We start from the raw sequence: 23,387 nt of genomic DNA, 5'->3' as shown, positions 1-23,387 counted from the left end.
GGCGGCGCCCCGCGCTCAGGGGCGCTCCGGCTTCCCGTCCCCGAACAGCCAGTCCTCCCAGATCTCCGTGAAGTCCTCGCCGGGGGCCGACTTCTCCACGAACGCCGTGAAGTCGTCGGTGTCCGCGTTGCCGTGGCGGTGGGCGGCGGCCCAGTCGCGCAGCAGGGCGCGGAAGGCGTCGTCGCCGACCGTCTGCCGGATGCGGTGCAGCACCATCGCGCCGCGCTGGTAGACCGGGAGGTCGGAGATGTGGGCGGCGTCGGACGGCTTGCCGGGCGGGAACGCCCAGACGGCCTCGTTCGCCGCCGCGTCGTCGAAGTAGTCGCCGTCGTAGAGCGCGTCGAAGGTCTCCTGCGCGGTGTCGCCGCCGTGGTCCTCCGACCACAGCCACTCCGCGTAGGTGGCGAAGCCCTCGTTGAGCCACATGTCGCGCCAGGTCTTCGGGGTGACGGAGTCGCCGTACCACTGGTGGGCCAGCTCGTGGACGAGGGTCTCGGTGTCGGGGGCGCCGGGGAAGTAGGGGCGGGTCTGGGTCTCCAGCGCGTAGCCGGCGTCGTCCGGGCGGTCGACGATCGCGCCGGTGGAGGAGAAGGGGTACGGGCCGAAGGTGGCCTGCTCCCACTTCATGATCGCGGGGATCCGCGCGAGGACCGCCCGGCTCGCGCCGGCCTGCTCCGGGTCGACGGCCGTGTACACCGGCAGGCCGTCCTCGGTGGCCGAGCGGCTGATCCGCCAGTCGCCGACGGCGACCGTGACGGCATGACTCGCCATCGGCTCGCCGGTGTGCCAGCGGAACGTCGTACGGCCGCCGTCGGTCGTCTCACCGGCCGGCTGGCCGTTGGAGACCACCCCGTAGCCCTCGGGGACGGTCATCGCCAGGTCGTAGGTCGCCTTGTCGGAGGGGTGGTGGTTGCCCGGGAACCAGGCCATGGAGCCGGTCGGCTCGCCGAGTCCGACCGCGCCGTCGTCCGTGGGCAGCCAGCCCTCCTCGGAGTCGTCCGGGTCGGTCACGGTCTCGGGCTCGCCGGAGTAGCGGACCCGCACGCGGAACGTCTCGCCCTCGTTCAGCTCGTCCGGCGGGCGGACGGTCAGCTCCTGTCCGGCCCGGTTGAAGCGGGCGTCCCGGCCCTCGACGGTGACCTTCCGGACGTCCAGGCCCTTGAGGTCCAGGTTGAAGGCGGACAGGTCCTGGGTGGCCCGCGCGGTGATCGTCGCCGTGCCGGTGAGCCGCTCGGCGTCGGGGTCGTAGTCGAGCACCAGGTCGTAGTGGCCGACGTCGTAGCCGCCGTTGCCCGCCTTCGGGAAGTACGGGTCGCGCACGCCCGAACCGCCGGGGGCGCCGTCGACACCACCACCACCGCCGCCGCCACTGCTGCATGCCGTGAGGGCGACGAGGGTGGCGGCGGCTACGAGCAGACGGGTGGGGCGCACGCCGTGATCCTAAGGGGCGTTTCACGTGAAACACCCACCGGAACCGGCCGTTGGGCGCCAGGCAGACGGGAGTTTGACGACAGGGCCTAGCGCAGCGCCTCCGCGCCCGCCCGGGCGAACTTCTCGTCCAGGGCGCCGGACGGGGCGCCCGCGACACCGATACCGGCGATCGGAGCCTTGTCGGCGGTCACCGGGACGCCGCCGCCCAGGAACAGCGTGCCCGGGATGTCCTTCAGGTTCGGGGCGTTCTCCAGGCGGCCCTCCAGCTCGGTGGTCGTGGCGTTCCAGGAGACGGCGGTGTACGCCTTCTTCACGGCCGACTCGTACGACTGGGGGCCGGCGCCGTCCCCGCGCATGGTGAGGATCGTGTTGCCGTTGCGGTCCACGACGGCGACCGTGATCCGCTGACCGTCCTTCGCCGCCGCCTTCAGCGCGGCCCGGGCGGCCTCGTTCGCGGCCTCGATCGTCAGGTGCGTGGAGGTGGTGGTGCCGCGCTTGCCGGCCGCGGCGGGGGCGGCGGCCGGGGCGGCCTCCGGTGCCGAGGCGTTGGCCGCCACCGTGCCGAAGGTGCCCGCGGCGACGGCGGCGAGGACGGCGCCGCCGGTGGCGATACGGGCGCGCCGGGAAAGGGTCTTCTTCATGGTGGGTCTGCTCCTCGGGGTCGGGGCGGACGGTCCGCGTCCGGCCCCTGCGGGCCGCTTCCGTCCGTCTGCCTTCCACCCTCCGGCCCGCGCCCGGGGTGAGCGGTCGCCGTTCCGGCTGCCGTCCGGCGACGGAACGGGCGACGGCGGGGTCGTCCGATCGGCTGACCCGGTGACCGTCCGGACAGGTCACCATGGGAGGGAACGCGCGGCTCGGAAGGGCAGGACGCAACGGTGGACAGGAGAGGCGTGATGCCGAAGCCCGGCGACCCGGACACCCGGTGGCTCGGCGCCGTCCTGCACGCGGCGTTCTTCCTGCTGCTCGGCGGCGCACTCGCCCGTTTCCTGCTGCGCCACCCCGGCGAGCCCCGCACCCCCTGGATCATCGCCCTGTCGCTCGCCCTCGCCGCGCTGCACCTGCTCGGGCCCGTGCTGAGCGGTGCCGCGGCACGGCCCGCCCCGCGGCACCTGGCCTGGCTCGGCGCGGTGGTCGCGGTGTGGATGGTGCTCGTCGTCCTCGCGCCCAGCTTCGCCTGGTGCGCCGTGCCCCTCTTCTACACCGGCCTGCGGACCCTGCCGGCCCGGGCGGCGCTCGTGCTGGTGACCGTCCTTACCGTGTTCGTCGTCGCCGCGCAGCTCCGGCTGGCCGGGCGCTTCGACCCGAACCTGCTGCTCGCCCCGCCGGCCGTCGCGGCCATCGCCACGGCCGTCTTCCTGCACACCGAACGCCAGGCGGCCCGGCAGCGCGCCCTGATCGACGACCTGATCCGCACCCGCCGCGAACTCGCCGCCGCCGAACGCCGCGAGGGCACCCTCGCCGAACGCCAGCGGCTGTCCATGGAGATCCACGACACCCTCGCCCAGGGCCTGTCCAGCCAGCGGATGCTGCTCCAGGCGGCCGAGCGGGTCTGGGAGTCCGACCCGGTCAAGGCCCGCACCCACGTCCGGGGCGCCGCGTCCGTCGCGGAGCACAACCTCGCCGAGGCCCGCCGCTTCGTGCACGACCTGGCCCCGGCCGACCTCGCCCGCGGCGGCGGCCTGGTGGCGGCGCTGCGCGCCCTGGCCGCGCGGGAGTCCGGCGACCACCTCACCGTGCGGGTCCACGTGGACGACGGCGGCCGGGCCCCGCTGCTGCCGGACCGGGTCCAGTCGGCCCTGCTGCGGATCGCCCAGGGCGCCCTGGCCAACGTCCGGGAGCACGCGGGCGCGTCCGCCGCCGCGCTCACCCTCACGCTGCTGGACGACCAGGCGGTCCTGGACGTCACCGACGACGGCCACGGCTTCGACCCGGCCGCGCCGCCCGGCGCCCCGTCCGGGGTGCGGGGGCACGGACTGCCCGCCATGCGCGCCCGGATGCGCGCGCTCGCCGGCACCCTGACCGTCGAGTCCGCCCCCGGAGAGGGCACCGTCCTGTCCGCCGCCGTCCCCCTGGACCCGCCCCGCACCGACCCGGCCGACCCGCTGGAGGCACCCCGATGACCGAACCGGCCGCCCCGGCCCCCGTCCGCATCCTCGTCTGCGACGACCACGTCGTCGTACGCGCCGGCCTGCTGGCCCTGCTCGACAGCGCCCCCGGCATCGAGGTGGCCGGCGAGGCCGGTACCGGGGAGGAGGCGCTCGCCCTCGCCGCGCGGCTCGCGCCGGACGTGGTGCTGATGGACCTTCAACTCGGCGAGGGCATCGACGGAGTCGAGACCACGCGCCGCCTCACCGCCGCCGGCGGCGGGTGCCCGCACGTCCTGGTGCTCACCACGTACGACACCGACGCCGACATCACCCGGGCCATCGAGGCCGGCGCGACCGGCTACCTGCTCAAGGCCGAGCGCCCGGAGGAGCTGTTCGCCGCGATCCACGCCGCGGCGCGGGGCCGTACGGCGCTGTCCGGGCCGGTCGCCAGCCGGGTCATGGCCAGCCTGCGCAGCCCGCGCCCCTCACTCACCGACCGCGAGCGCGACATCCTGGCCCAGCTCGCCACCGGCCTCGGCAACCGGGAGATCGCCCGGGCCCTGTTCATCAGCGAGGCCACGGTGAAGACCCATCTGCGCCGCATCTACGACAAGCTCGGCGTCGACACCCGCGCGGGCGCGGTGGCGGTGGCCAAGGAGCGGCGCCTGCTGCCGTGACGCCGAAGGCCCCCCGGCACGGACCGGGGGGCCTTCGTCATGTCCCGACGGACGGGCGGACGTCAGACGTTGACGCCGAAGTCCTGGGCGATGCCCACCAGGCCAGAGGCGTAGCCCTGGCCGACGGCGCGGAACTTCCACTCGGCGCCGTTGCGGTACAGCTCGCCGAAGACCATGGCGGTCTCCGTGGCCGCGTCCTCGGACAGGTCGTAGCGGGCGATCTCGGCGCCGCCGGCCTGGTTGACGATGCGGATGTAGGCGTTGCGCACCTGGCCGAAGTTCTGCGACCGGTTCTCGGCGTCGTAGATCGAGACCGGGAAGACGATCTTGTCGATGTCGGCCGGCAGCGCGGCCAGGTTGACGTTGATCGCCTCGTCGTCGCCGGCGCCCTCACCGGTGCGGTTGTCACCGGTGTGGACGATGGTGTTGTCCGGGGTCTGCTTGTTGTTGAAGAACACGAAGTGGGCGTCGGAGTAGACCTTGCCCTGCGTGTTGACCGCGATCGCGGAGGCGTCGAGGTCGAAGTCGGTGCCGGTGGTGGTACGGACGTCCCAGCCGAGGCCCACGGTGACGTCGGTCAGGCCCGGAGCCTCCTTGGTGAGCGAGACGTTGCCACCCTTGGACAGGCTTACAGCCATTGTTGGGAGTCCCTTCCCTCGTGTACGTACGGCAAGAAAGCTACAGCTACCCCCATGAACGACGAGAGGGGTACGCAAGGTTCCAGGTCTCTTTACTTTCTTTACCGAGTCCGGGTCCGGGTCACGCCCCCGGCCCGGGGGCGTGACCGGGGATATTGGGGTGACGTGGGCCGCCCCGGGGCGGGAACATGGACGGCATGTCCGGTCCCCATGTCATCCGCGGCTCCGTCTCGCTCCCCGAGTCCGAGCTCGTCTGGCGTTTCTCGCGCTCCTCGGGGCCCGGCGGACAGCACGTCAACACCACGGACACACAGGTGGAGCTCCGCTTCGACCTGGCGCGCACCGAGGCCCTGCCCGAGGTGTGGAAGCGACGGGCGCTGGAGCGGCTGGCCGGGCGGCTGACCGACGGGGTCGTGACCGTGCGCGCCTCCGAGCACCGCTCCCAGTGGCGCAACCGCGAGGCCGCCGCCGTGCGCCTCGCGGCCCTGCTCGCCGAGGCCACGGCGCCCCCGCCCAGGCCCCGCAGGCCGACCCGCATACCGCGCGGCATCAACGAGCGCCGGCTGCGGGAGAAGAAGCAGCGCTCCGACACGAAGCGGGGCCGGTCCCCGAAGAACTGGGACTGACGGCCCGCGCCGTCCGCGCCGGCGCCGCTACCGGTCCAGCGCCAGCACGCCCACCGTCTCCTCCTCGGCCTTCTCCCCGTTCGGGCGGAAGCCGAGGTTCAGGTAGAAGTTCTCGGGGCCGTTGTCCCCGGGGTGCCAGGTGACGAAGCACTCGGTGCCGCCGCGGCGGCGGATCTCCGCGGCCACCGACTCCACGGCGAAGCGGCCGTAGCCCCGGCCCTGTTCCCCGGCGGCGATGTTCAGGCGCCACAGGCCGGAACGCAGCGCGCTGCCGTCGTCGTACCAGTCGATGTCGAAGAAGCCCATGAGGAAGCCCACGGGACGGTCGCCGTCGAGGATCAGGCGCGGCCATGCCGTCTCGGGGTGCACGTAGGCCTCGGCGAGGGACTTCACCACCGGGGAGACGGCGAATTCCTGCTCGGGGCGTACGCGTATGGCGAGGGCGGCCTCGATGTTCGCGGGGGTGATCCGCTCCAGGCGGAGCGCGGTACCGGTCGTCATGCGCGCACCCTAGGCGGGGGCCCTTCCGGCGGACGAGCGAATTACCGCTCAGCCCAATTGCCGGTAGCGGCCCCGGAAGTACGTCAGCGGCCCCCCGTCCGCGCTCGGCGCGGACGCGGTCAGGACGCGGCCGATCACCAGGGTGTGGTCCCCGGCCGGCACGCGCCGCTCGGTGCGGCACTCCAGGGTCGCCAGGGCGCCGCCCACCAGCGGCGCGCCGGACACCGCGCCCCGTGCGCAGTCGAGGTCCGCGAAGAGCAGCCGGTCGCTGACGCGGCCCTTCATCGCGAAGCGCCCGGCGACGTGCCGCTGGCTCTCGGACAGCACGGAGACCGCCCACACGGGCTGTTCGGCGAGCAGGTCGTCCATGCGGGAGCCCTCACGCAGGCTGACCAGCACCAGCGGCGGGTCCAGGGACACCGACATGAACGCCGTGGCCGTCATCCCGACGTCCTCGCCGAGCGGCGCCCCCGGGTCGTCGGGGTCGAGCGGCGGCTCCTGCGCGGTCACCAGGACCACGCCCGAGGCCAGCCGGGACATGGCGGCGCGGAACTCGTCGTTGCTCACCCCCTCAGCATGCCCGGAGGCCGGCGACGGCGAGGGGATCGCGAGAGGTGCGGGGGACGCGAGTGGGGGAGTGTTCGGCACGCCGCCACGCTAACCGCCGTCCCGCCGGCCCGGCATCGGCCCCCGGTCCCAACCGGGTCCTAGGACCGGCCTAGGACCCCGGGACCAGCCGTCCCGGAGGAGCCGTGCGCATACCTACAAATTCTGCTTTCGGTAAACGCACGTGGAAAACACGGAATCACCACTCAATTGTTCATCTTTGGCTGTGACTTGAGTCACAAGGGGCATTTATTGTTGACCCTGTGTACCGAGTGGGCAGCGCGCTGTGATTCAGTGACGGAAGTTGATAGGACGATACGCCGAAGAGAACCCTTCATTCGCTGCGAGGTCTCGGGGGGAGGGCGAGCATGGAGACCGAGTCGGAGCCCTACGTCCGCCTTGCGTCCCTGCGGCAACTGCACCAGGTCATGGCCGACATGAACACGGCCCGCAGCCTGGCGGACACCCTGCAGACCGTCGCCGACGGCGTCGTCGAGGCCCTCGGGTACGAGCTGGCGTGCGTCAACCTGGTCCGCCCCGACGGCGACCTCGTGGTCGCGGCCTTCTCCGGCAACCAGGCCGCCGAGGCCCTGATCACCGGCCGGGCCGGGTCCCGCGAGTCCTGGGACCGCCGGCTGGCCATGGGCGAGCGGTGGGGCGACCTGGTCTTCATACCCCACACCGAGGGCTGGGTCCTCGACGACGACGACGTCCCGCAGTGGTACACCGACGGGCCCGCGCCCCGCTTCGAGGACGAGTGGCACCCCTCGGACCGCCTCTTCGCCCCCATGTACGCGCCCGGCCCGCGGCGCGGCGACGCCAGCGGCGAACTGATCGGCGTCCTGTCCGTGGACCGCCCGCGCAACGGCCGCCGGCCCGGCGCCTGGGGCCGCGAGGCCCTCCAGATGTACGCCTTCCAGGCCGCCATCGCCATCAGCAACGCCCGCCTCCGCTCCAACATGCAGCGCGCCCTGGTCCGCCTCGAACGCGACCAGCAGGCCCTCAGGGCGAGCGAGGAAAGCTTCCGGCAGGCCTTCGAGTACGCCCCCTCCGGCATGGCCATCGCCGAGATGGGCGGCGACCAGCACGGCCGCATCCTGCGCACCAACGACGCCCTGTGCCGGCTGCTCGGCCGCCCCGCCTCCGCCATGCGCCGCTACGCCTTCTCCGACCTCGTCCACCCCGAGGACCTCGGCACGCTGCTGCGCACCTCCGCCGAGGGCGGCCGGGCCGAGCTGCGCCTGGGCCGCCGCGACGGCACGTACGTCTGGGTCTCGCTGCGCAACAGCGTCGTCGCCGACGCCGCCGACGGGCCCCGCTTCCTGCTCACCCACGTCGAGGACATAGAGGAGCGCAAGCGCCGCGAGCTCCAGCTCGCCCACCGCGCCTCCCACGACTCCCTCACCGGCCTGCCGAACTCCGCCGAGCTGCGCTCCCGGCTCGCCGCCCGGCTGTGCCGGCGCCCGCAGTCCGTGCACGGGGCGGTGGCCGACGCGATGGACGCGGCCTACGGGCACCCCGTCACCGACTCCGGCGGCCACACCTTCGACTTCGGCTCCGGCGCCGATCCCTACGGGGCCTACGACCACCACGTGCACACCGTCGCCCCCGGCGACGGGCGCGACGACGGCACCAAGGGGCTCGCGGTCCTCTTCTGCGACCTGGACGGCTTCAAGTCGATCAACGACCGGTTCGGGCACAACGCGGGCGACACCGTCCTCATCGAGGTCGCCCGACGGCTCGGCGGCGGGGTGCGCGACGGCGACACGGTGGCCCGGCTCGGCGGCGACGAGTTCGTGATCCTCGCCGACGGACTCGGCCGGGCCGACGCCGAGGACCTCGCCGTACGGCTGCGCAACGAGATCATCCAGCCCATCCGGGCCGAGGGACGGGCCGTCCGCGTCGGCGCCAGCTTCGGCATCGGCTGGGCCCACTGCGGCATGACCGCGGACGAAGTGCTGAAGTCCGCCGACGAGCGGATGTACGTAGAGAAACGATCTCGTCCCAAACAGCACCGGCGTGCCGGGTGATCCCCAGGTCAGCGAGCTGAAGCGGTCCGAGTCACCCGTTCGGGCCAGCCGGAGCAGGTAGGCTCGCCCTCTCACCACCCGTACCGCAAACGCACCGCACCTGGTTAGGAGACCTAGGGATGACGCCCGGCAACAACGGCGCGAGCACGCCCGAGGACGACGACCCGTTCGGCTACCTGTACGCCGACGGGCAGGCCAACGGAGCCCAGCCGCCGTCCGGCGGCTACGGCTACCCGAACTCCGTCAACCGGGTGCGTCCCGTCGGCACACGGCAGTACGGGGCGCCGCAGGGCCAGGCCGCCCCGACCGCCGCGTACGGCCAGGCGGCCCCGCAGCAGCAGGGTGCCTACGGCCCGCAGCAGGGCGCCTACGGCAGGCCGAACGCGCACTACGCCGCGCCGGAGACGCTCCCCGGCGGCGGCGCGCCCACCGCCCCGCAGCAGCCGTCCCGCGGTGGCGGCGGCGGACGCCGCGGCCCCAACACCAAGGGCCTGCTGATCGGCGCGGTCGCGGTGGTCGCCGCGGTCGTCATCGGCATCGCCGTGGCCATGACGAGCAGCGGTGCGGACGACGACAAGGGCGGCGACGAGGCGGGCGGCGACACCGCCCCGACCCAGTCCCAGACCACCGACCCGAGCCCGACGGCGAGCAGCAGTGCCGAGGACGAGGTCGAACTGCCGTCGGCCCAGGCCGGGCAGCTCCAGCTCTCGCCCGGCGTGGCGACGGCCTCGGACGTCGAGGGCGCCGAGTCGGACGGCGGCGCCTACGTGACGAACCTCAACCAGCCCGGCGCCTCGGTCACCTGGACCGTCGACGGCATCCCCGAGGACGGCGCCTACACCCTCTTCGCCCGCTACAGCGCGGCCGGCGAGGACCAGTCGATGACGCTCACGGTCAACGGCAAGCCGTTCGGCAGCAAGATGAACCTGAGCAACTTCGCGCACGCCCAGGACGGCGACTTCGCCAAGGGCTGGACCAAGACCTTCGCCTGGCCCACGCTGAACAAGGGCACCAACACGATCACGCTGTCCTGCGGGGACGGCGACAAGTGCAACGTCCTGCTGGACCAGCTGTCCCTGAAGAAGGGCAACGTGAAGGACTAGACCCGGCCCGGACGACGGCCCCGGCGCCTCACGCCGCGCCGGCCTCCGTCGTCACCGCGACCCCCCGGCCGAGCAGCTCCTCGTACGCCGCCCGGTCGAACTCGCCCGCCACCGGCGCCAGCACCGTCGCCGCGGACAGGGCGACCGCGCGGGCCAGGCGGTCCGGCCAGGGCAGGTGCTCCACCAGCCCCGACAGCAGGCCCGCGACCGCGGAGTCGCCCGCGCCGGTCGGGTTGCCGCGGACGTGCGCGGGCGGGGCCGCCCGCCAGCGGCCCTCCGGCGTCACCGCGAGCAGCCCCTCGGCGCCCAGGGAGGCCACCACGGACCGGGCGCCGCGGCGCCGGGCGGCCTGGGTGGCCCGCAGCGGCTCGTGCGAGCCGGTCAGCTCGGCCAGTTCGTCGGCATTCGGCTTGATCATGTCCGGACGGGCGGCGACGCCCCGGCGCAGCGGCTCCCCGCTGGTGTCCAGCAGCACCGGCACGCCCGCCGCGCGCGCGGTGCGCACCAGGCCGGCGTAGGCGCCCACCGGCACGCCCGGCGGCAGGCTGCCGCACAGGGCGACCGCGGAAGCGCCGGGGAGCAGGTCGCCGTAGGACTCCAGGAAGGCGCTCCACTCGGCGGGTGCGACGGCCGGGCCCGGCTCGTTGAGCTGGGTGGTGTCGCCGGTGCGCTCGTCGACGACGGCGATGGTGCGCCGGGTCGCCCCGGCGCACGGCACGAGCGCGTCGGACACCCCGTGCAGCCCCGTCAGGCCCTCCCGTACGACGTGTCCGGTGGTTCCGCCCGCGAAGCCGGTCACCGTCACCCGGTGTCCGAGGGCCGCGAGCACGCGGGCCACGTTCAGCCCCTTGCCGCCCGGGCGTTCCGTCACGTCGGTGACCCGGTGGGAGGCGTGGGGGCGCAGGGACCGGACGCGGTACGTGATGTCGAGCGCGGTGTTCAGCGTGACCGTGAGAATCACCCGTGCCGACCTCCCCCGACGATCTGTCCGCCATGTGTTCCGAAGACGTTGTCCGACGTCACGATCATGCCAAACGGAGGGCCGTCGGCCCAGCCCCCGGACCGGCCACCACCGGCCGGCCCGGGGGCGGACCCGGGGACGGATCAGCCCAGTTGGGGATCGACCACCCATTCGCCCCGGCGCATCACGCCCACCAGGTCGAATCCGGCGTCGAGGACCACCAGGTCGGCGTCCCTGCCGGGCTCCAGCGAGCCGACGCGGTCCGCGAGGCCGAGCAGCCGGGCCGGGTTGGCCGAGATCGCGGCGACGACGTCCTCGACGGGCAGCCCGTCCACCGTCACCGCCCGCTTGAAGGCGCGGTCCAGGGTGAGCGTGGAGCCCGCGATCGAGCCGCCCTCCACCAGCCGGGCCACGCCGTCGGCGACCTCGACCTCCATCGGGCCGAGCATGTAGCGGCCGTCGCCGAAGCCGGCCGCGTCCATCGCGTCGGTGATGAAGGCGACCCGGGACGCACCCGCGTGGTGGAAGGCCAGCTGGAGCGCGGCCGGGTGCAGATGGGTGCCGTCGTTGATCAGCTCGACGGTGACCCGCTCGTCCTCCAGCAGCGCCGTGATCGGGCCGGGGGAGCGGTGGCCGAGCGGCGGCATGGCGTTGAACAGGTGGGTGGCGACGGTCGCGCCGGCGTCGATGGCCTGGAGCGTCTGCTCATAGGTCGCGTCGGTGTGCCCGACGGCCGCGATCACGCCGTGCTCGGTGAGCAGCCGTACCGAGTCCAGGCCGCCCGGCAGCTCGGTGGCCAGCGTCATCATCCTCGCGTGGCCGTGCGCCGCGTCGATCAGCTTGCGTACCTCGGCCGGGTCGGGGTCGCGCAGCAGCTCCTCGTCGTGCGCGCCCTTGCGGCACGGGGAGATGAACGGCCCCTCGAAGTGGATGCCGGCGATGTCGCCCTGCTGGGCCAGTTCGGCGAGCTCCCCGGCGCGCCGGGCGAGGAAGTCCAGGTCGCCGGTGACGGCGGAGGCGACCACCGTGGTCGTGCCGTGCAGGCGGTGGGTGTGGACGCCCTTGAGGACGTCCTCGGCGGTGCCGCCGGTGAAGGAGGCGCCGCCGCCGCCGTGGTTGTGGATGTCGACGAAGCCGGGGACCACCCAGTGGCCGGCGAGGTCGACGGTCTCCGCGTCCGGGGGCGCCGTGTCCGCGATCCGCGTGCCGTCGACGATCACGCGGCCGTCGTCCACGGTGCCGGTGGGCAGTACCACCCGGGCACCGGCGAGAACCTTGCTTGGGGCCATCAGGTGGTTACCTCCGGGGGAGTCGCGGTCGTGGCAGTGGTGTCGAGCAGGTCCCAGGCCATGAGCCCGGCACCGAGGCAGCCGGCGGTGTCCCCCAGGGCCGCGGGGACGAGCTCCGGCAGCTTCTGGAAGGTGACCCGCCGCCGGACGGCGTCCCGCAGGGGTGTGAACAAGGTTTCCCCGGCCTCCGCGAGGCCGCCACCGATGATCAGGACGCGCGGGTCCAGCAGGGTGAGCGCGGTGACCAGCCCGTCGGCGAGCGCGTCGACGGCGTCCTGCCACACCCGGGCGGCGCGGACGTCGCCCGACTCGACGGCCTTGGCGCAGTCGGCGGCGTCCGCCTCCGGGTCGCCGCAGGCCTCGGCCCAGGCCTGGCTGACGGCCGACGCGGACGCGAACCGCTCCAGGCAGCCGCGCTGCCCGCACGGGCACGGGATGCCGCCGGGGCGCACCACGACGTGGCCGATCTCGCCCGCGAAGCCGTGGGCGCCCGCCTCCACCCGGCCGTCGATGCCGATGGCGCCCGCGATGCCGGTGCCCAGCGGCACGAACAGGAACCGGTCGGCGCCCCGCCCGGCCCCGATCCGCCCCTCGGCGAGGCCGCCGGTGCGCACGTCGTGGCCGAGGGCGACCGGGATGCCGCCGAGCCGCTCGCCGAGCAGCGCGCGCAGCGGGACGTCGCGCCAGCCGAGGTTGGCGGCGTACACGGCGGTGCCGTGCTCCTCGTCGATGATGCCGGGGACGGCGACACCGGCGGCGACGGCGCCCTCGCCGAACCGGTCGGCGCCCAGGTCGCGCAGTTCGGCGGCGAAGTCCAGGATGCCCGCGACGACGGCCTCGGGGCCGCGGTCGCGTCCGGTGGCGCGGCGTGCCTGGTGCAGCAGCTCGCCTCCCGGCCCCGCCAGGGCGGCCTTCATCCCGGTTCCGCCCACATCGAGCGCGATGACGTGTCTCACGGGAACAGTGTGGCCCGTACACCCGGGAGAGGTCTAGTCCACTCGCGTGGTGTAGACCTTAGTCCGGTAAACGGACGGTGACATGAGCAGGGCGGGGCGGGAACGGTGCAGCGGCGCAGGACTGGAACGATCGCGGCGGTGTCCGCCCTGGGGCTGACGGTGCTCCTCGGCGGCTGCGGGCTCACCGGCGGCTCCGACGAGGTGACGCTGAAGCTGGTCGCCGCCGACTACGGCGACAGCAAGGCCAACAGCTCCCAGGAGTACTGGGACGAGCTGGCCAAGTCCTTCGAGGCCCAGCACCCCGACGTGCACGTGGACGTCACCGTCTACTCCTGGAACGACGTCGACCGCAAGGTCCGCGAGATGGTCGAGGCCGGCGAGGCCCCCGACCTCGCTCAGATCGGCGCCTACTCCGACTACGCGGCCCAGGACCTGCTCTACCGGGCCGACGACGTGCTCTCCATCCCGGTCCAGGCCGACTTCGTCTCCCAGCTCGCCGCCGCCGGCCAGGTCCGGGGCGTCCAGTACGGCCTGCCGTTCGCCGCCTCCACGCGCGTGCTCTTCTACAACAAGACCCTCTTCGACAAGGCCGGCGCCACCCCGCCCAAGACCTGGGACGACCTCGCCGAGGCGGCCGGGAAGCTCGAGGCGGAGGGCGTGAAGTACCCGTACGCCCTGCCGCTGGGCCCCGAGGAGGCGCAGGCCGAGACGATGCAGTGGATGCTCAGCGGCGGCGGCGGCTACACCGACAACGTCGGCACCTACTCCGTCGACTCGCCGCAGAACGTCACCACCTTCGACTGGCTCAAGGACGAACTGGTCGGCAAGGGCCTCACCGGCCCCGTCGCCCCCGGCAGGCTCAACCGCGCCGACGCCTTCGCCGCCTTCGCCAAGGGCGAGGTCGGCATGCTCAACGGCCACCCCTCGCTGATGAAGGCGGCGTCCGCCAAGGGCGTGAAGTACGGCATGGTGCCCACCCCCGGCGCCGACGGGGCCAGCAGGACCACGCTCGGCGTCACCGACTGGATGACGGCCTTCAAGAAGAACGGCCACCAGGAGGAGATCGGCGACTTCCTCGACTTCGTCTACAGCGACGAGAACGTCCTCGACTTCTCCCGCGAGTACGACCTGCTGCCGGTCACCACCTCCGCCTCCCAGGTGATGAGCACGGCGGCCGAGGACAAGGACCTCAAGCCCTTCCTGGACGAACTGCTGCTCTCCGAGCTCTACCCGGTCGGCAAGACCTCCTGGGCCTCGGTCAGCGCGGACGTGAAGAAGCGCATCGGCCAGGCGGTCCTCCCCGGCGGCAGCCCCTCGGAGGTCCTCGGCCAGATCCAGGCGACGGCCATGCGGGCGGGCAGCGACGAGTAGTGCCGCTGTCGGCGGCGGGCGTTACGGTGCCCTGCATGGACCTCGGAGCAAGGGAACGCGGCATCCTCGCGCTGGAGCGCCGCGGCTTCGCGGGCCCCGGCGCCAAGGAACGCGCGATCCGTGAGGAACTGGGCCTGGCCCCGGTCCGCTACTACCAGCTCCTCAACGCACTCCTGGACGATCCGCGCGCGCTGGCCCTCGACCCGGTGACGGTCAACCGGCTGCGCCGGGTGCGGGAGTCGCGGCGCGGCGAGCGCTGAGGTTGATTTCCGCGCGGCGGGATAGGTTCGCCTCATGGGCAGCCACCAGGACCTCACCCCCGACTCCCAGGGCGCCGACCACGTGCCGACGCCCGTGACCGAGGCCGGCCGCGAGGGGCTCGACGCCCTCCTCGCCCGCCCGGGCCGCGCGGTGATCGCGCTCGACTTCGACGGCACGCTCGCCCCGATCGTGCCGGATCCCGACCAGGCCCGCGCCCACCCGGACGCGGTGCCCGCGCTCGCGGCCCTCGCCCCGAAGGTCGCCTCCGTCGCGGTGATCACCGGCCGCCCGGCCGAGGTCGCCGTCCACCACGGGGGCTTCGCGGACGTCCCCGGCCTGGACCACCTCGTCGTCCTCGGCCACTACGGCGCCGAGCGCTGGGACGCCGCCACCGGCACCGTCACCGCCCCGCCGCCCCACCCGGGCGTGGCCGCCGTCCGGGCCGAGCTGCCGGGACTGCTGGACGCCACCGCTGCCGGGCAGGGCGCCTGGATCGAGGAGAAGGGCCGGGCGGTCGCCGTGCACACCCGCCGCGCGGCCGATCCGCAGGCCGCCTTCGAGGCCCTGCGCGCGCCGCTGGCCGGCCTCGCCGCACGTCACGGGCTCGTGGTCGAGCCGGGCCGCATGGTGCTGGAGCTTCGGCCGCCCGGCATGGACAAGGGCGTCGCGCTGCGCGAGTACGCGCGGGAGACGGGTGCCGGGGCCGTTCTGTTCGCCGGCGACGACCTCGGTGACCTGCCCGCCTTCGCGGCGGTCGGGGACCTTCGCGCCGAGGGCGTACCGGGGCTGCTCGTGTGCAGCGGCAGCGACGAGGTGGCCGAGCTGCGGGAACAGGCCGACCTGGAGGTGGACGGGCCCGGAGGCGTGGTGGCGCTGCTGCGGGGGCTGGCGGCGCGGTTGCGGTAGGGCGGTGCGGGAGGCGCGACCGCCCGCGGCCGTGGTCGCGGCCGCGGGCAGTCGGGCGGGGTCAGGACCTCAGGGCCTCGAGCTGGTCCAGGAACCAGCGGGCCGGGGGCAGGGCCGTTCCGGCCGCGGCCAGCCGCTTCGAGCGCTCCGCCCGTTCCCCCGGGCCCACGGACAGCGCCTCGTGCAGCGCGTCCGCCGTTCCGGCGACGTCGTACGGGTTCACCACCACCGCGTCGTCGCCCAGCTCCTCGTACGCCCCGGCCTCGCGCGACAGCACCAGCACGCACCCCTCGTCGGAGACGACCGGCACCTCCTTCGCCACCAGGTTCATCCCGTCCCGGATCGGGTTGACCAGCGCCACGTCCGCCAGCCGGTACGCCGCCAGCGACCGCGCGAAGTCGTCCCTCACGTGCAGCACGACCGGCTTCCACCCGGCCGTCCCGAACTCCGCGTTGATCTCCTCCGCGACCCGCTGCACCTCGGCCGTGTAGTTCCGGTACACGGCGAGGTCCTGCCGCGACGGGTAGGCGAAGGCGACGTGCACGACCCGCTCCCGCCACTCGGGCCGGTCGGTGAGCAGCTGCCGGTACGCCAGCAGGCCGCGCACGATGTTCTTGGACAGCTCGGTGCGGTCCACCCGGACGATCGTCCGGCGCCCCTCGCCGATCTCCTCGCGGAGCTTCGCCATCCGCTCGTCCACGTCGGCCTCGTGCGACCGCTTCCGCAGGAAGTCCGCGTCCGCCCCCAGCCCGTGCACGCCGATCTCCGTGCCGCCGAGCCCGCCCACCAGCGCCTCGCAGCAGGCGGTGAACGCGTCGGCCCACCGCCGGGTGAGGAAGCCGAGGCGGTCGGCGCCCAGCATCCCGCGCAGCACCTGCTCGGCGATGTCGTCCGGCAGCATCCGGAAGTAGTCGACCGGCGCCCACGGCGTGTGCGAGAAGTGGCCGATCCGCAGGTCGGGCCGCAGCTCGCGCAGCATGCCCGGCACCAGCGTCAGGTGGTAGTCCTGCACGATCGCGACCGCCCCCTCGGCGGCCTCCTCGGCCAGCGCCTCGGCGAAGGCCCGGTTGTACGCCTCGTAGGACGCCCACTGCCGCCGGAACTCCGCGTCGAAGACGGGCTCGACGGGGGTCTGGTACAGCATGTGGTGGACGAACCACAGCACCGAGTTGGCGATCCCGTTGTACGCGTCCGCGTGCACGTCGGCCGGCACGTCCAGCATCCGCACGCCGTCCTCGCCCACCCCGCGCCGCACGGCCTCGCGGTCGCCGTCGCTCAGCGCCGAGCAGACCCACAACGCGCCCGCGTCCGGCCCGATGGCCGACAGACCGGAGACCAGCCCGCCACCGCCGCGTCTGGCGTGCAGCGAACCGTCCTCCCGCACCTCGTACGAGACGGGCCCCCGATTGGAGGCGACGAGCACCTGAGCAGCACCGAAGCTTGAAGCCATACGCCTCAACCTAGCCCGGCCCCCAAATCCTCAAACGTGCCCGCGCGTCACCTCGGCGGCGATTTGGTCACGTGACTTGTGTGGATGCTGTGAACACATCAAGTATGTGAGGTGCACATTTCAGAGATCAGGGGGTGGGCGCCGTGCTCGTACGAAGGCGCATGAACAGACTCGCCGGTGCCGCGGCGACGGTCGCGGTCTCCGCGCTGGCCCTTGCCGGCTGCGGTGACGGGACAGCGGACACGACGGCGGAGGAACGGCCGGCGGCGGCCACCGCGACACCGGGCGACGCTAGCCCCACGGCCGAGGCGTCCCCCACCGGGGCGACGACCTCCGCGCCCGCCCCGACACCGACACCGACACCGACGCCGACCCCCGTGACGCTGCCGGACTTCACCGGGCGGAGTGCCGGGTCGGCCGTCCTCGCGGCGAAGCGGGCGGGACTCGGCTACACCGTCCGGCTCCAGGGCACCGGACGGCAGGCATCCTCCTGGGGCACGGGGGAGAAGGTCTGCGAGCAGACCGACGGCCCCGGTGGCGTGACCTTCAGCGTCCCCCGCGACGGCCGCGACTGCGCCGGGCGCCTGCTGCACACCCCGAAGCCGACGCCGACCCCCGAACCGGCCAGGACGCCGGACGCGGGCGGCTCGGACACGGGCACCGGGGCCGGGGCGGGCACCGGTGCCTGCGAGCTCACCAGCCCCGCGGGCAACTGCTATGCCGACGGCCAGTTCTGCGCCAAGAAGCACCGCGGTCTGAGCACCCACGGCCGCGGCGGCGAGTACCTGACCTGCGAGCCGGACTCCGCCGGCCGCTGGCGCTGGTCGGACGGCGTCGCCGGCTGACGCGGGCGGGCCCCCGGCGGGAGCACCCCCGGGGCTCAGGCCACTCTTCTGGCCGCGTACTCCGCGATCTGTGTCATCGGCGGGCGTTCCTCGGTGTCCACCGAGTAGGTGCGCGGCTCGAAGCCGGTGCTGCCGCGTTCGAACTGGGTCAGCGACGGCCGGACCAGATGGCCGCGGGCCAGCCGGAGCTGGGCGGTGCGGTAGATCGCGGCGGACATGCGGCCCAGGGCCTGCCCGTCCTGGTGCCGGTGCCTGCGGACGCCGACGTCGACCTGCGCGAGGGCGTCCAGGCCCACCAGGTGCAGGGAGTCGACCAGCATGCCCAGCTCCACCCCGTAGCCGACCGGGAAGGGGAGCTGTTCGAGGAGCGAGCGGCGGGCCGCGTACTCGCCGCCGAGCGGCTGGACGAAGCCGGCCAGCAGCGGCCAGTGCAGATTGAGCAGCGGGCGGGCCATGAGTTCCGTGACCCGCCCGCCCTGGCCGGCGGACTCCTGGCCGCCGGCGTGCCCGTCGGGCATCGTGAGCGGGCGGTCGTACATGGCCTTGACCAGGTGGACCTCCGGGTCGGTGAGCAGCGGGCCCACGATGCCGGAGACGAAGTCGGCGGAGAACTCGCGCAGGTCGGCGTCGACGAAGCAGACGATGTCGCCGCCGGTGACCAGCAGCGAGCGCCACAGCACCTCGCCCTTGCCGGGCACGGCGGGGATGCGGGGGAGTATCTCGTCGCGATGGACGACGCGCGCCCCCGCCGCCGCGGCCACCGCCGACGTGCGGTCGGTCGACCCGGAGTCCACGACCACGAGCTCGTCGACGAGCGGGACCCGCCGCATCAGCTCACGGCGGATCACCGTGACGATGTCGCCGACGGTCGCCTCCTCGTCGAGCGCGGGCAGCACCACGCTGACCGACTGGCCCGTGGCACGTTTGGCGGCCATGATCTGGGCGATCGTGCGATCTGCCACGGACCAGGAACGCGCGCCAAGCCAGCGCTCGACTTCTTCCAGCACGGTCGGTGGGCTCCTTCGTGATCCATCTCGCGGTACGGACGACTATCTCAACAGTCGTGGCCGTCGGTTACAGTCTTGAACAACGCGGAGGACCGGCGCATGCCGGGTCACCGTGTGCACCAGCGCAAAACAACCACATACCGCTCATCCAGAGGGGCAGAGGGAAACGGCCCGATGAAGCCCCGGCAACCCTCCAGTCGGTTCTCGTAGATCACTGTCGATCGCAGCGCGAGGCTCCCGGCTAGGGAAGGTGCCAAATCCGTCTCACGGCGAGATGCGTCGTGAGGAAGATGAGGAGAAAGGGCCTCGCCTCACATGGCTGTGCAGACTGTCGCAAGCGGCAACGACACCACCGCTTCCCCCGCCTCCCCCGTGGACCTGGGCCCCGCCGCGGCGCTCTCGTGTCGCGAGTGCGGCCACCGCGTGCCCCTCGGCCCGGTCTTCGCCTGCGAGGAGTGTTTCGGCCCGCTGGAGATCGCCTACGACTTCTCGGCCTACGACACCGAGGAGCTGCGGAAGCGGATCGAAGCGGGCCCCGCGAACATCTGGCGCTACGCGCCCCTGCTGCCCGTCCCGGCCGACGTCGCGACCAAGCCGAACATCAACCCGGGCTGGACCAAGCTGGTCCAGGCCGAGAACCTGGCCCGCGAGCTCGGCGTCACCGGCGGGCTGTACGTCAAGGACGACTCCGGCAACCCGACGCACTCCTTCAAGGACCGCGTCGTCGCCCAGGCCCTGGAGGCCGCCCGCGCCTTCGGCTTCACCACCCTGTCCTGCTCCTCCACCGGCAACCTCGCCGGCGCCGTCGGCGCCGCCGCCGCGCGGGCCGGCTTCCGCTCCTGCGTGTTCATCCCGCACGACCTGGAGCAGGGCAAGGTCGTCATGGCCGCGGTCTACGGCGGTGAGCTCGTCGGCATCGAGGGCAACTACGACGACGTGAACCGCTTCTGCTCCGAGCTGATCGGCGACCCGGCCGGCGAGGGCTGGGGCTTCGTCAACGTCAACCTGCGGCCCTACTACGCCGAGGGCTCCAAGACCCTCGCGTACGAGATCTGCGAGCAGCTCGGCTGGCGGCTTCCCGACCAGCTCGTCGTCCCGATCGCTTCCGGCTCCCAGCTCACGAAGATCGACAAGGGTCTGCGGGAGCTGATCGGGCTCGGCCTGGTCGAGGACAAGCCGTACAAGATCTTCGGCGCGCAGGCCGAGGGCTGCTCGCCGGTGTCCACCGCCTACAAGGCGGGACACGACGTCGTGCGCCCCCAGAAGCCGAACACCATCGCCAAGTCCCTCGCGATCGGCAACCCGGCCGACGGCCCCTACGTGCTCGACATCGCCCGCCGCACCGGTGGCGCGGTGGAGGACGTGACCGACGAGCAGGTCGTCGACGCGATCAAGCTGCTGGCCCGCACGGAGGGCATCTTCGCGGAGACCGCCGGCGGTGTGACGGTGGGCGTCACGAAGAAGCTGATCGAGAACGGCGTGCTGGACCCGTCGCTCACCACGGTCGTCCTCAACACCGGTGACGGCCTCAAGACCCTCGACGCGGTGGCCGGCACCGGCCTGACCGCGACGATCCGCCCCAACCTGGACTCCTTCCGAGAGGCTGGCCTCGCATGAGCGTGACCGTTCGCATCCCCACCATCCTGCGCACCTACACCGGCGGGAAGGCCGAGGTCGCCGCCGACGGCGCGACCCTCGCCGAGGTCATCTCGGACCTGGAGAAGAACCACACCGGGATCGCCGCTCGCGTCCTGGACGACCAGGGCAAGCTGCGCCGCTTCGTCAACGTCTACGTCAACGACGACGACGTCCGCTTCGAGCAGGGCCTGGAGACGGAGACCCCGGACGGCGCCGGCGTCTCGATCATCCCGGCGGTCGCGGGCGGCTGAGACGCCTCCTTCGTTACCTTCGGTAAACGGCGTCACTCCGCGTTCAGTGAATTGCCCCCTCCCGTGAGAGAAGTGGAGGGGGCAATTCCATGTGATTGAGCGCGGTAGAGTTGGGGAACGCGCTCCCGATCACCGGGACGGCGCCCCGGAATTCCTGCCCCAGGCCCGACAAGATGTAGCCAAAGTGTGGGCGTATTTCGCGGCTTTTGTTCTCTTTGTGTAGCCCGACTTGACCCGAATTCAGGCGCATTGTCGCCACATTCCGGACCGGCTACGTCCAGATTTCTCGTCCGATTGCCCTGTTGCAGACGGCAGTTGGACAGATACATTCAGCCGCGGTCGACGCGTTCCGGCGCACGCCCCCGCCCATTGGGGGGTGAGGTCTGACCCGGATCCGCGAAGTGCGGATCTGTGCAAGGGCCAGTAATAGGGGAGTTAGGCATGGCTCAGGGCACCGTCAAGTGGTTCAACGCGGAGAAGGGGTACGGCTTCATCGCGGTCGACGGTGGTGCGGATGTTTTCGTCCACTACAGCGCGATTCAGATGGACGGCTACCGCACCCTCGAAGAAGGCCAGCGGGTCGAGTTCGAGATCTCGCAGGGTCAGAAGGGCCCGCAGGCCGACATGGTTCGCCTCAGCGCCTGAGACGTGCGGCCACCGCAAGCCAACGGTCTTCTCCGAAGGGCCCGTACCCCCTGGGGTGCGGGCCCTTCGGCCTGCCCGGGCCCATGTCCGGACCCCGGGGGTCCGCGCGGGCCGGTGTTCGCGGGCGGCTGAGCGAGCGGCTCGATCCCCGGGAGGCGCTTGCACTCGACAGGGGCGAGTGCTAATCATTGCGTTAGCACTCTGAAGGTGAGAGTGACAACGAGGACCGGGTCGGTGAGGCCCGCGGGCCGGGTGGGGAAGGAACCCACGAGGCCGGCGAGCCGTCCGTCGCGGGCGCGGGCGCGGTCCGAAGGAATCACCCCCAGTCCTGGAGGGACCACTTCACATGGCCAAGATCATCGCGTTCGACGAGGAGGCGCGGCGCGGCCTCGAGCGCGGCATGAACCAGCTCGCGGACGCCGTCAAGGTGACGCTCGGCCCCAAGGGCCGCAACGTCGTCCTCGAGAAGAAGTGGGGCGCGCCCACGATCACCAACGACGGTGTCTCCATCGCCAAGGAGATCGAGCTCGAGGACCCGTACGAGAAGATCGGCGCCGAGCTGGTCAAGGAAGTCGCCAAGAAGACGGACGACGTCGCCGGTGACGGTACGACCACCGCGACCGTCCTCGCCCAGGCCCTGGTGCGCGAGGGTCTGCGCAACGTGGCCGCCGGCGCCAACCCGATGGCCCTCAAGCGCGGTATCGAGAAGGCCGTCGAGGCCGTCTCCGCCGCCCTGCTCGAGCAGGCCAAGGATGTCGAGACCAAGGAGCAGATCGCCTCCACGGCCTCCATCTCCGCCGCCGACACCCAGATCGGCGAGCTCATCGCCGAGGCCATGGACAAGGTCGGCAAGGAAGGCGTCATCACCGTCGAGGAGTCCCAGACCTTCGGTCTGGAGCTGGAGCTCACCGAGGGTATGCGCTTCGACAAGGGCTACATCTCGGCGTACTTCGCCACCGACATGGAGCGGATGGAGGCGTCGCTCGACGACCCGTACATCCTCATCGCCAACTCCAAGATCGGCAACGTCAAGGACCTGCTGCCGCTCCTGGAGAAGGTCATGCAGTCGGGCAAGCCGCTGCTGATCATCGCCGAGGACGTCGAGGGCGAGGCCCTGTCGACCCTGGTCGTCAACAAGATCCGCGGCACCTTCAAGTCCGTCGCCGTCAAGGCCCCGGGCTTCGGCGACCGCCGCAAGGCCATGCTCGGCGACATCGCCATCCTCACGGGCGGCGAGGTCATCTCCGAGGAGGTCGGCCTCAAGCTGGAGAACGCCTCCCTCGACCTGCTGGGCAAGGCGCGCAAGGTCGTCATCACCAAGGACGAGACCACGATCGTGGACGGCGCCGGCTCCGCCGAGCAGGTCCAGGGCCGGGTCAACCAGATCCGCGCCGAGATCGAGAACAGCGACTCGGACTACGACCGCGAGAAGCTCCAGGAGCGTCTGGCGAAGCTGGCCGGCGGCGTGGCCGTCATCAAGGCCGGTGCCGCCACCGAGGTCGAGCTCAAGGAGCGCAAGCACCGCATCGAGGACGCCGTTCGCAACGCGAAGGCGGCCGTCGAGGAGGGCATCGTCGCCGGTGGTGGCGTGGCCCTGCTCCAGGCCTCCCAGGTCTTCGAGAAGCTGGAGCTCACGGGTGACGAGGCGACCGGCGCCAACGCCGTGAAGCTCGCCCTGGAGGCCCCGCTGAAGCAGATCGCCGTCAACGGTGGTCTCGAGGGCGGCGTCGTCGTGGAGAAGGTCCGCAACCTGACCGTCGGCCACGGCCTGAACGCCGCGACCGGTGAGTACGTCGACATGATCGCCGAGGGCATCATCGACCCGGCGAAGGTGACCCGTTCCGCGCTGCAGAACGCCGCCTCCATCGCCGCGCTGTTCCTCACCACCGAGGCCGTCATCGCCGACAAGCCGGAGAAGGCCGCCGCGGCCGCCCCGGGCGGCATGCCGGGCGGTGACATGGACTTCTGATCGACCGGTTCCGGTTGATCGACCGTCCTTCACGTACCGAGGGCGGCACCCCTGGCCACGGCCGGGGGTGCCGCCCTCGGGCGCGTCGTGCCCCGTGGCACCGCGGGCGTGTGTGAGCCGGGTCACGGATGGCAGGCCG

At 72.6% G+C, this 23,387-nt stretch carries 23 protein-coding genes and 1 riboswitch; of the genes, 13 read left to right on the top strand and 10 right to left on the bottom strand.

The window, feature by feature from the left end; all coding sequences use genetic code 11:
- Window positions 1-15 precede the first annotated feature (15 nt).
- Window positions 16-1,431: a M1 family metallopeptidase gene (locus tag ACFWJB_RS11885; protein WP_386921892.1), complete on the bottom strand. Its 1,416-nt coding sequence runs from the start codon at window positions 1,429-1,431 to the stop codon at window positions 16-18.
- An 86-nt stretch (window positions 1,432-1,517) separates the two neighbouring features.
- Window positions 1,518-2,072, bottom strand: a complete 555-nt coding sequence (locus tag ACFWJB_RS11880; RefSeq protein ID WP_385458338.1) for a heme-binding protein — start codon at window positions 2,070-2,072, stop codon at window positions 1,518-1,520.
- A gap of 252 nt (window positions 2,073-2,324) precedes the next feature.
- Between ACFWJB_RS11880 and ACFWJB_RS11875 the strand changes: the two genes are divergently transcribed.
- Together ACFWJB_RS11875 and ACFWJB_RS11870 are read left to right on the top strand one after the other, a co-directional pair.
- Window positions 2,325-3,551, top strand: a complete 1,227-nt coding sequence (locus ACFWJB_RS11875; RefSeq protein ID WP_386921889.1) for a sensor histidine kinase — start codon at window positions 2,325-2,327, stop codon at window positions 3,549-3,551.
- Window positions 3,548-4,195: a response regulator gene (locus ACFWJB_RS11870; protein WP_386921887.1), complete on the top strand. Its 648-nt coding sequence runs from the start codon at window positions 3,548-3,550 to the stop codon at window positions 4,193-4,195. Before ACFWJB_RS11875 ends, ACFWJB_RS11870 begins: the two co-directional genes overlap by 4 nt.
- 62 nt (window positions 4,196-4,257) lie before the next feature.
- On the opposite strand, the gene ACFWJB_RS11865 is transcribed toward ACFWJB_RS11870, so the two are convergent.
- Window positions 4,258-4,833, bottom strand: coding sequence for a TerD family protein (locus ACFWJB_RS11865; RefSeq protein ID WP_033312269.1), 576 nt, complete (start codon window positions 4,831-4,833; stop codon window positions 4,258-4,260).
- Between the two features lie 188 nt (window positions 4,834-5,021).
- On the opposite strand from ACFWJB_RS11865, the gene arfB reads away from it, so the two are divergent.
- Complete coding sequence (gene arfB, locus ACFWJB_RS11860) at window positions 5,022-5,459, top strand: alternative ribosome rescue aminoacyl-tRNA hydrolase ArfB (RefSeq protein WP_385458335.1); 438 nt, start codon at window positions 5,022-5,024, stop codon at window positions 5,457-5,459.
- A 27-nt stretch (window positions 5,460-5,486) separates the two neighbouring features.
- Here arfB and ACFWJB_RS11855 read toward each other — a convergent pair whose 3' ends face one another.
- Together ACFWJB_RS11855 and ACFWJB_RS11850 are read right to left on the bottom strand one after the other, a co-directional pair.
- Entirely contained in the window at window positions 5,487-5,960 is a 474-nt protein-coding gene (locus tag ACFWJB_RS11855) for a GNAT family N-acetyltransferase (protein ID WP_386921885.1), read from the bottom strand.
- Window positions 5,961-6,008: 48 nt separating this feature from the next.
- The gene (locus ACFWJB_RS11850) at window positions 6,009-6,608 is read right to left on the bottom strand and encodes a flavin reductase family protein (RefSeq protein WP_386921883.1); all 600 of its coding nucleotides are present in this window, start codon (window positions 6,606-6,608) and stop codon (window positions 6,009-6,011) included.
- Between the two features lie 326 nt (window positions 6,609-6,934).
- Between ACFWJB_RS11850 and cdgB the strand changes: the two genes are divergently transcribed.
- Complete coding sequence (cdgB, locus tag ACFWJB_RS11845; RefSeq protein WP_386921881.1) at window positions 6,935-8,596, top strand: diguanylate cyclase CdgB; 1,662 nt, start codon at window positions 6,935-6,937, stop codon at window positions 8,594-8,596.
- A 119-nt stretch (window positions 8,597-8,715) separates the two neighbouring features.
- The gene (locus ACFWJB_RS11840; protein WP_385458331.1) at window positions 8,716-9,699 is read left to right on the top strand and encodes a carbohydrate-binding protein; all 984 of its coding nucleotides are present in this window, start codon (window positions 8,716-8,718) and stop codon (window positions 9,697-9,699) included.
- A 28-nt stretch (window positions 9,700-9,727) separates the two neighbouring features.
- Here the strand turns inward: ACFWJB_RS11840 and ACFWJB_RS11835 are convergent, their stop codons facing one another.
- From ACFWJB_RS11835 to ACFWJB_RS11825, 3 genes are all read right to left on the bottom strand, one after another.
- On the bottom strand, window positions 9,728-10,660 hold the full coding sequence (locus ACFWJB_RS11835; RefSeq protein ID WP_386921879.1) for a 1-phosphofructokinase family hexose kinase: 933 nt from the start codon (window positions 10,658-10,660) through the stop codon (window positions 9,728-9,730).
- 143 nt (window positions 10,661-10,803) lie between these two features.
- Window positions 10,804-11,949 (bottom strand): N-acetylglucosamine-6-phosphate deacetylase, encoded by a 1,146-nt coding sequence (gene nagA, locus ACFWJB_RS11830; RefSeq protein WP_386921877.1) that lies wholly within the window; start codon window positions 11,947-11,949, stop codon window positions 10,804-10,806.
- Complete coding sequence (locus tag ACFWJB_RS11825; protein WP_385458355.1) at window positions 11,949-12,866, bottom strand: ROK family protein; 918 nt, start codon at window positions 12,864-12,866, stop codon at window positions 11,949-11,951. Before ACFWJB_RS11825 ends, nagA begins: the two co-directional genes overlap by 1 nt.
- Window positions 12,867-13,010: 144 nt before the next feature.
- Here ACFWJB_RS11825 and ACFWJB_RS11820 point away from each other — a divergent pair, with 144 nt between their 5' ends.
- Genes ACFWJB_RS11820 through otsB form a run of 3 tightly spaced genes read left to right on the top strand, consistent with a single transcriptional unit; the run spans window position 13,011 to window position 15,443 of the window.
- Window positions 13,011-14,276 (top strand): ABC transporter substrate-binding protein, encoded by a 1,266-nt coding sequence (locus ACFWJB_RS11820; protein ID WP_386921875.1) that lies wholly within the window; start codon window positions 13,011-13,013, stop codon window positions 14,274-14,276.
- A gap of 35 nt (window positions 14,277-14,311) precedes the next feature.
- Window positions 14,312-14,536: a DUF3263 domain-containing protein gene (locus ACFWJB_RS11815; protein ID WP_077797979.1), complete on the top strand. Its 225-nt coding sequence runs from the start codon at window positions 14,312-14,314 to the stop codon at window positions 14,534-14,536.
- Window positions 14,537-14,570: 34 nt separating this feature from the next.
- Window positions 14,571-15,443, top strand: a complete 873-nt coding sequence (otsB, locus tag ACFWJB_RS11810) for a trehalose-phosphatase (protein ID WP_385458327.1) — start codon at window positions 14,571-14,573, stop codon at window positions 15,441-15,443.
- 61 nt (window positions 15,444-15,504) lie between these two features.
- Here otsB and ACFWJB_RS11805 read toward each other — a convergent pair whose 3' ends face one another.
- Window positions 15,505-16,893, bottom strand: coding sequence for a trehalose-6-phosphate synthase (locus ACFWJB_RS11805; RefSeq protein ID WP_386921872.1), 1,389 nt, complete (start codon window positions 16,891-16,893; stop codon window positions 15,505-15,507).
- A gap of 161 nt (window positions 16,894-17,054) precedes the next feature.
- Here ACFWJB_RS11805 and ACFWJB_RS11800 point away from each other — a divergent pair, with 161 nt between their 5' ends.
- Entirely contained in the window at window positions 17,055-17,738 is a 684-nt protein-coding gene (locus tag ACFWJB_RS11800; protein WP_386921870.1) for a hypothetical protein, read from the top strand.
- 35 nt (window positions 17,739-17,773) lie between these two features.
- Here ACFWJB_RS11800 and ACFWJB_RS11795 read toward each other — a convergent pair whose 3' ends face one another.
- A complete protein-coding gene (locus ACFWJB_RS11795; RefSeq protein ID WP_385458324.1) occupies window positions 17,774-18,745 on the bottom strand; it encodes a glucosyl-3-phosphoglycerate synthase in 972 nt (323 codons plus the stop codon).
- Between the two features lie 141 nt (window positions 18,746-18,886).
- Window positions 18,887-19,042: riboswitch (SAM riboswitch) on the top strand.
- 18 nt (window positions 19,043-19,060) lie between these two features.
- Between ACFWJB_RS11795 and thrC the strand changes: the two genes are divergently transcribed.
- The 4 genes from thrC to groL all read left to right on the top strand — a co-directional run bounded on the left by thrC (window position 19,061) and on the right by groL (window position 23,248).
- Window positions 19,061-20,362, top strand: a complete 1,302-nt coding sequence (thrC, locus tag ACFWJB_RS11790) for a threonine synthase (protein WP_385458323.1) — start codon at window positions 19,061-19,063, stop codon at window positions 20,360-20,362.
- A complete protein-coding gene (locus ACFWJB_RS11785) occupies window positions 20,359-20,634 on the top strand; it encodes a ubiquitin-like small modifier protein 1 (RefSeq protein WP_385458322.1) in 276 nt (91 codons plus the stop codon). The genes thrC and ACFWJB_RS11785 overlap by 4 nt, the downstream gene beginning before the upstream one ends.
- Window positions 20,635-21,075: 441 nt before the next feature.
- Window positions 21,076-21,279 carry a cold-shock protein gene (locus tag ACFWJB_RS11780; protein WP_004929928.1) on the top strand — a complete coding sequence of 68 codons (204 nt, stop codon included), beginning with the start codon at window positions 21,076-21,078 and terminating at the stop codon, window positions 21,277-21,279.
- Window positions 21,280-21,625: 346 nt separating this feature from the next.
- Entirely contained in the window at window positions 21,626-23,248 is a 1,623-nt protein-coding gene (gene groL, locus ACFWJB_RS11775) for a chaperonin GroEL (protein WP_189233956.1), read from the top strand.
- Window positions 23,249-23,387: the final 139 nt, after the last annotated feature.

Source organism: Streptomyces sp. NPDC127100, from assembly GCF_042724095.1.
In the GTDB taxonomy this organism is placed as follows: Bacteria; Actinomycetota; Actinomycetes; order Streptomycetales; family Streptomycetaceae; genus Streptomyces.
This window is presented reverse-complemented; position numbering and strand designations above follow the sequence as displayed.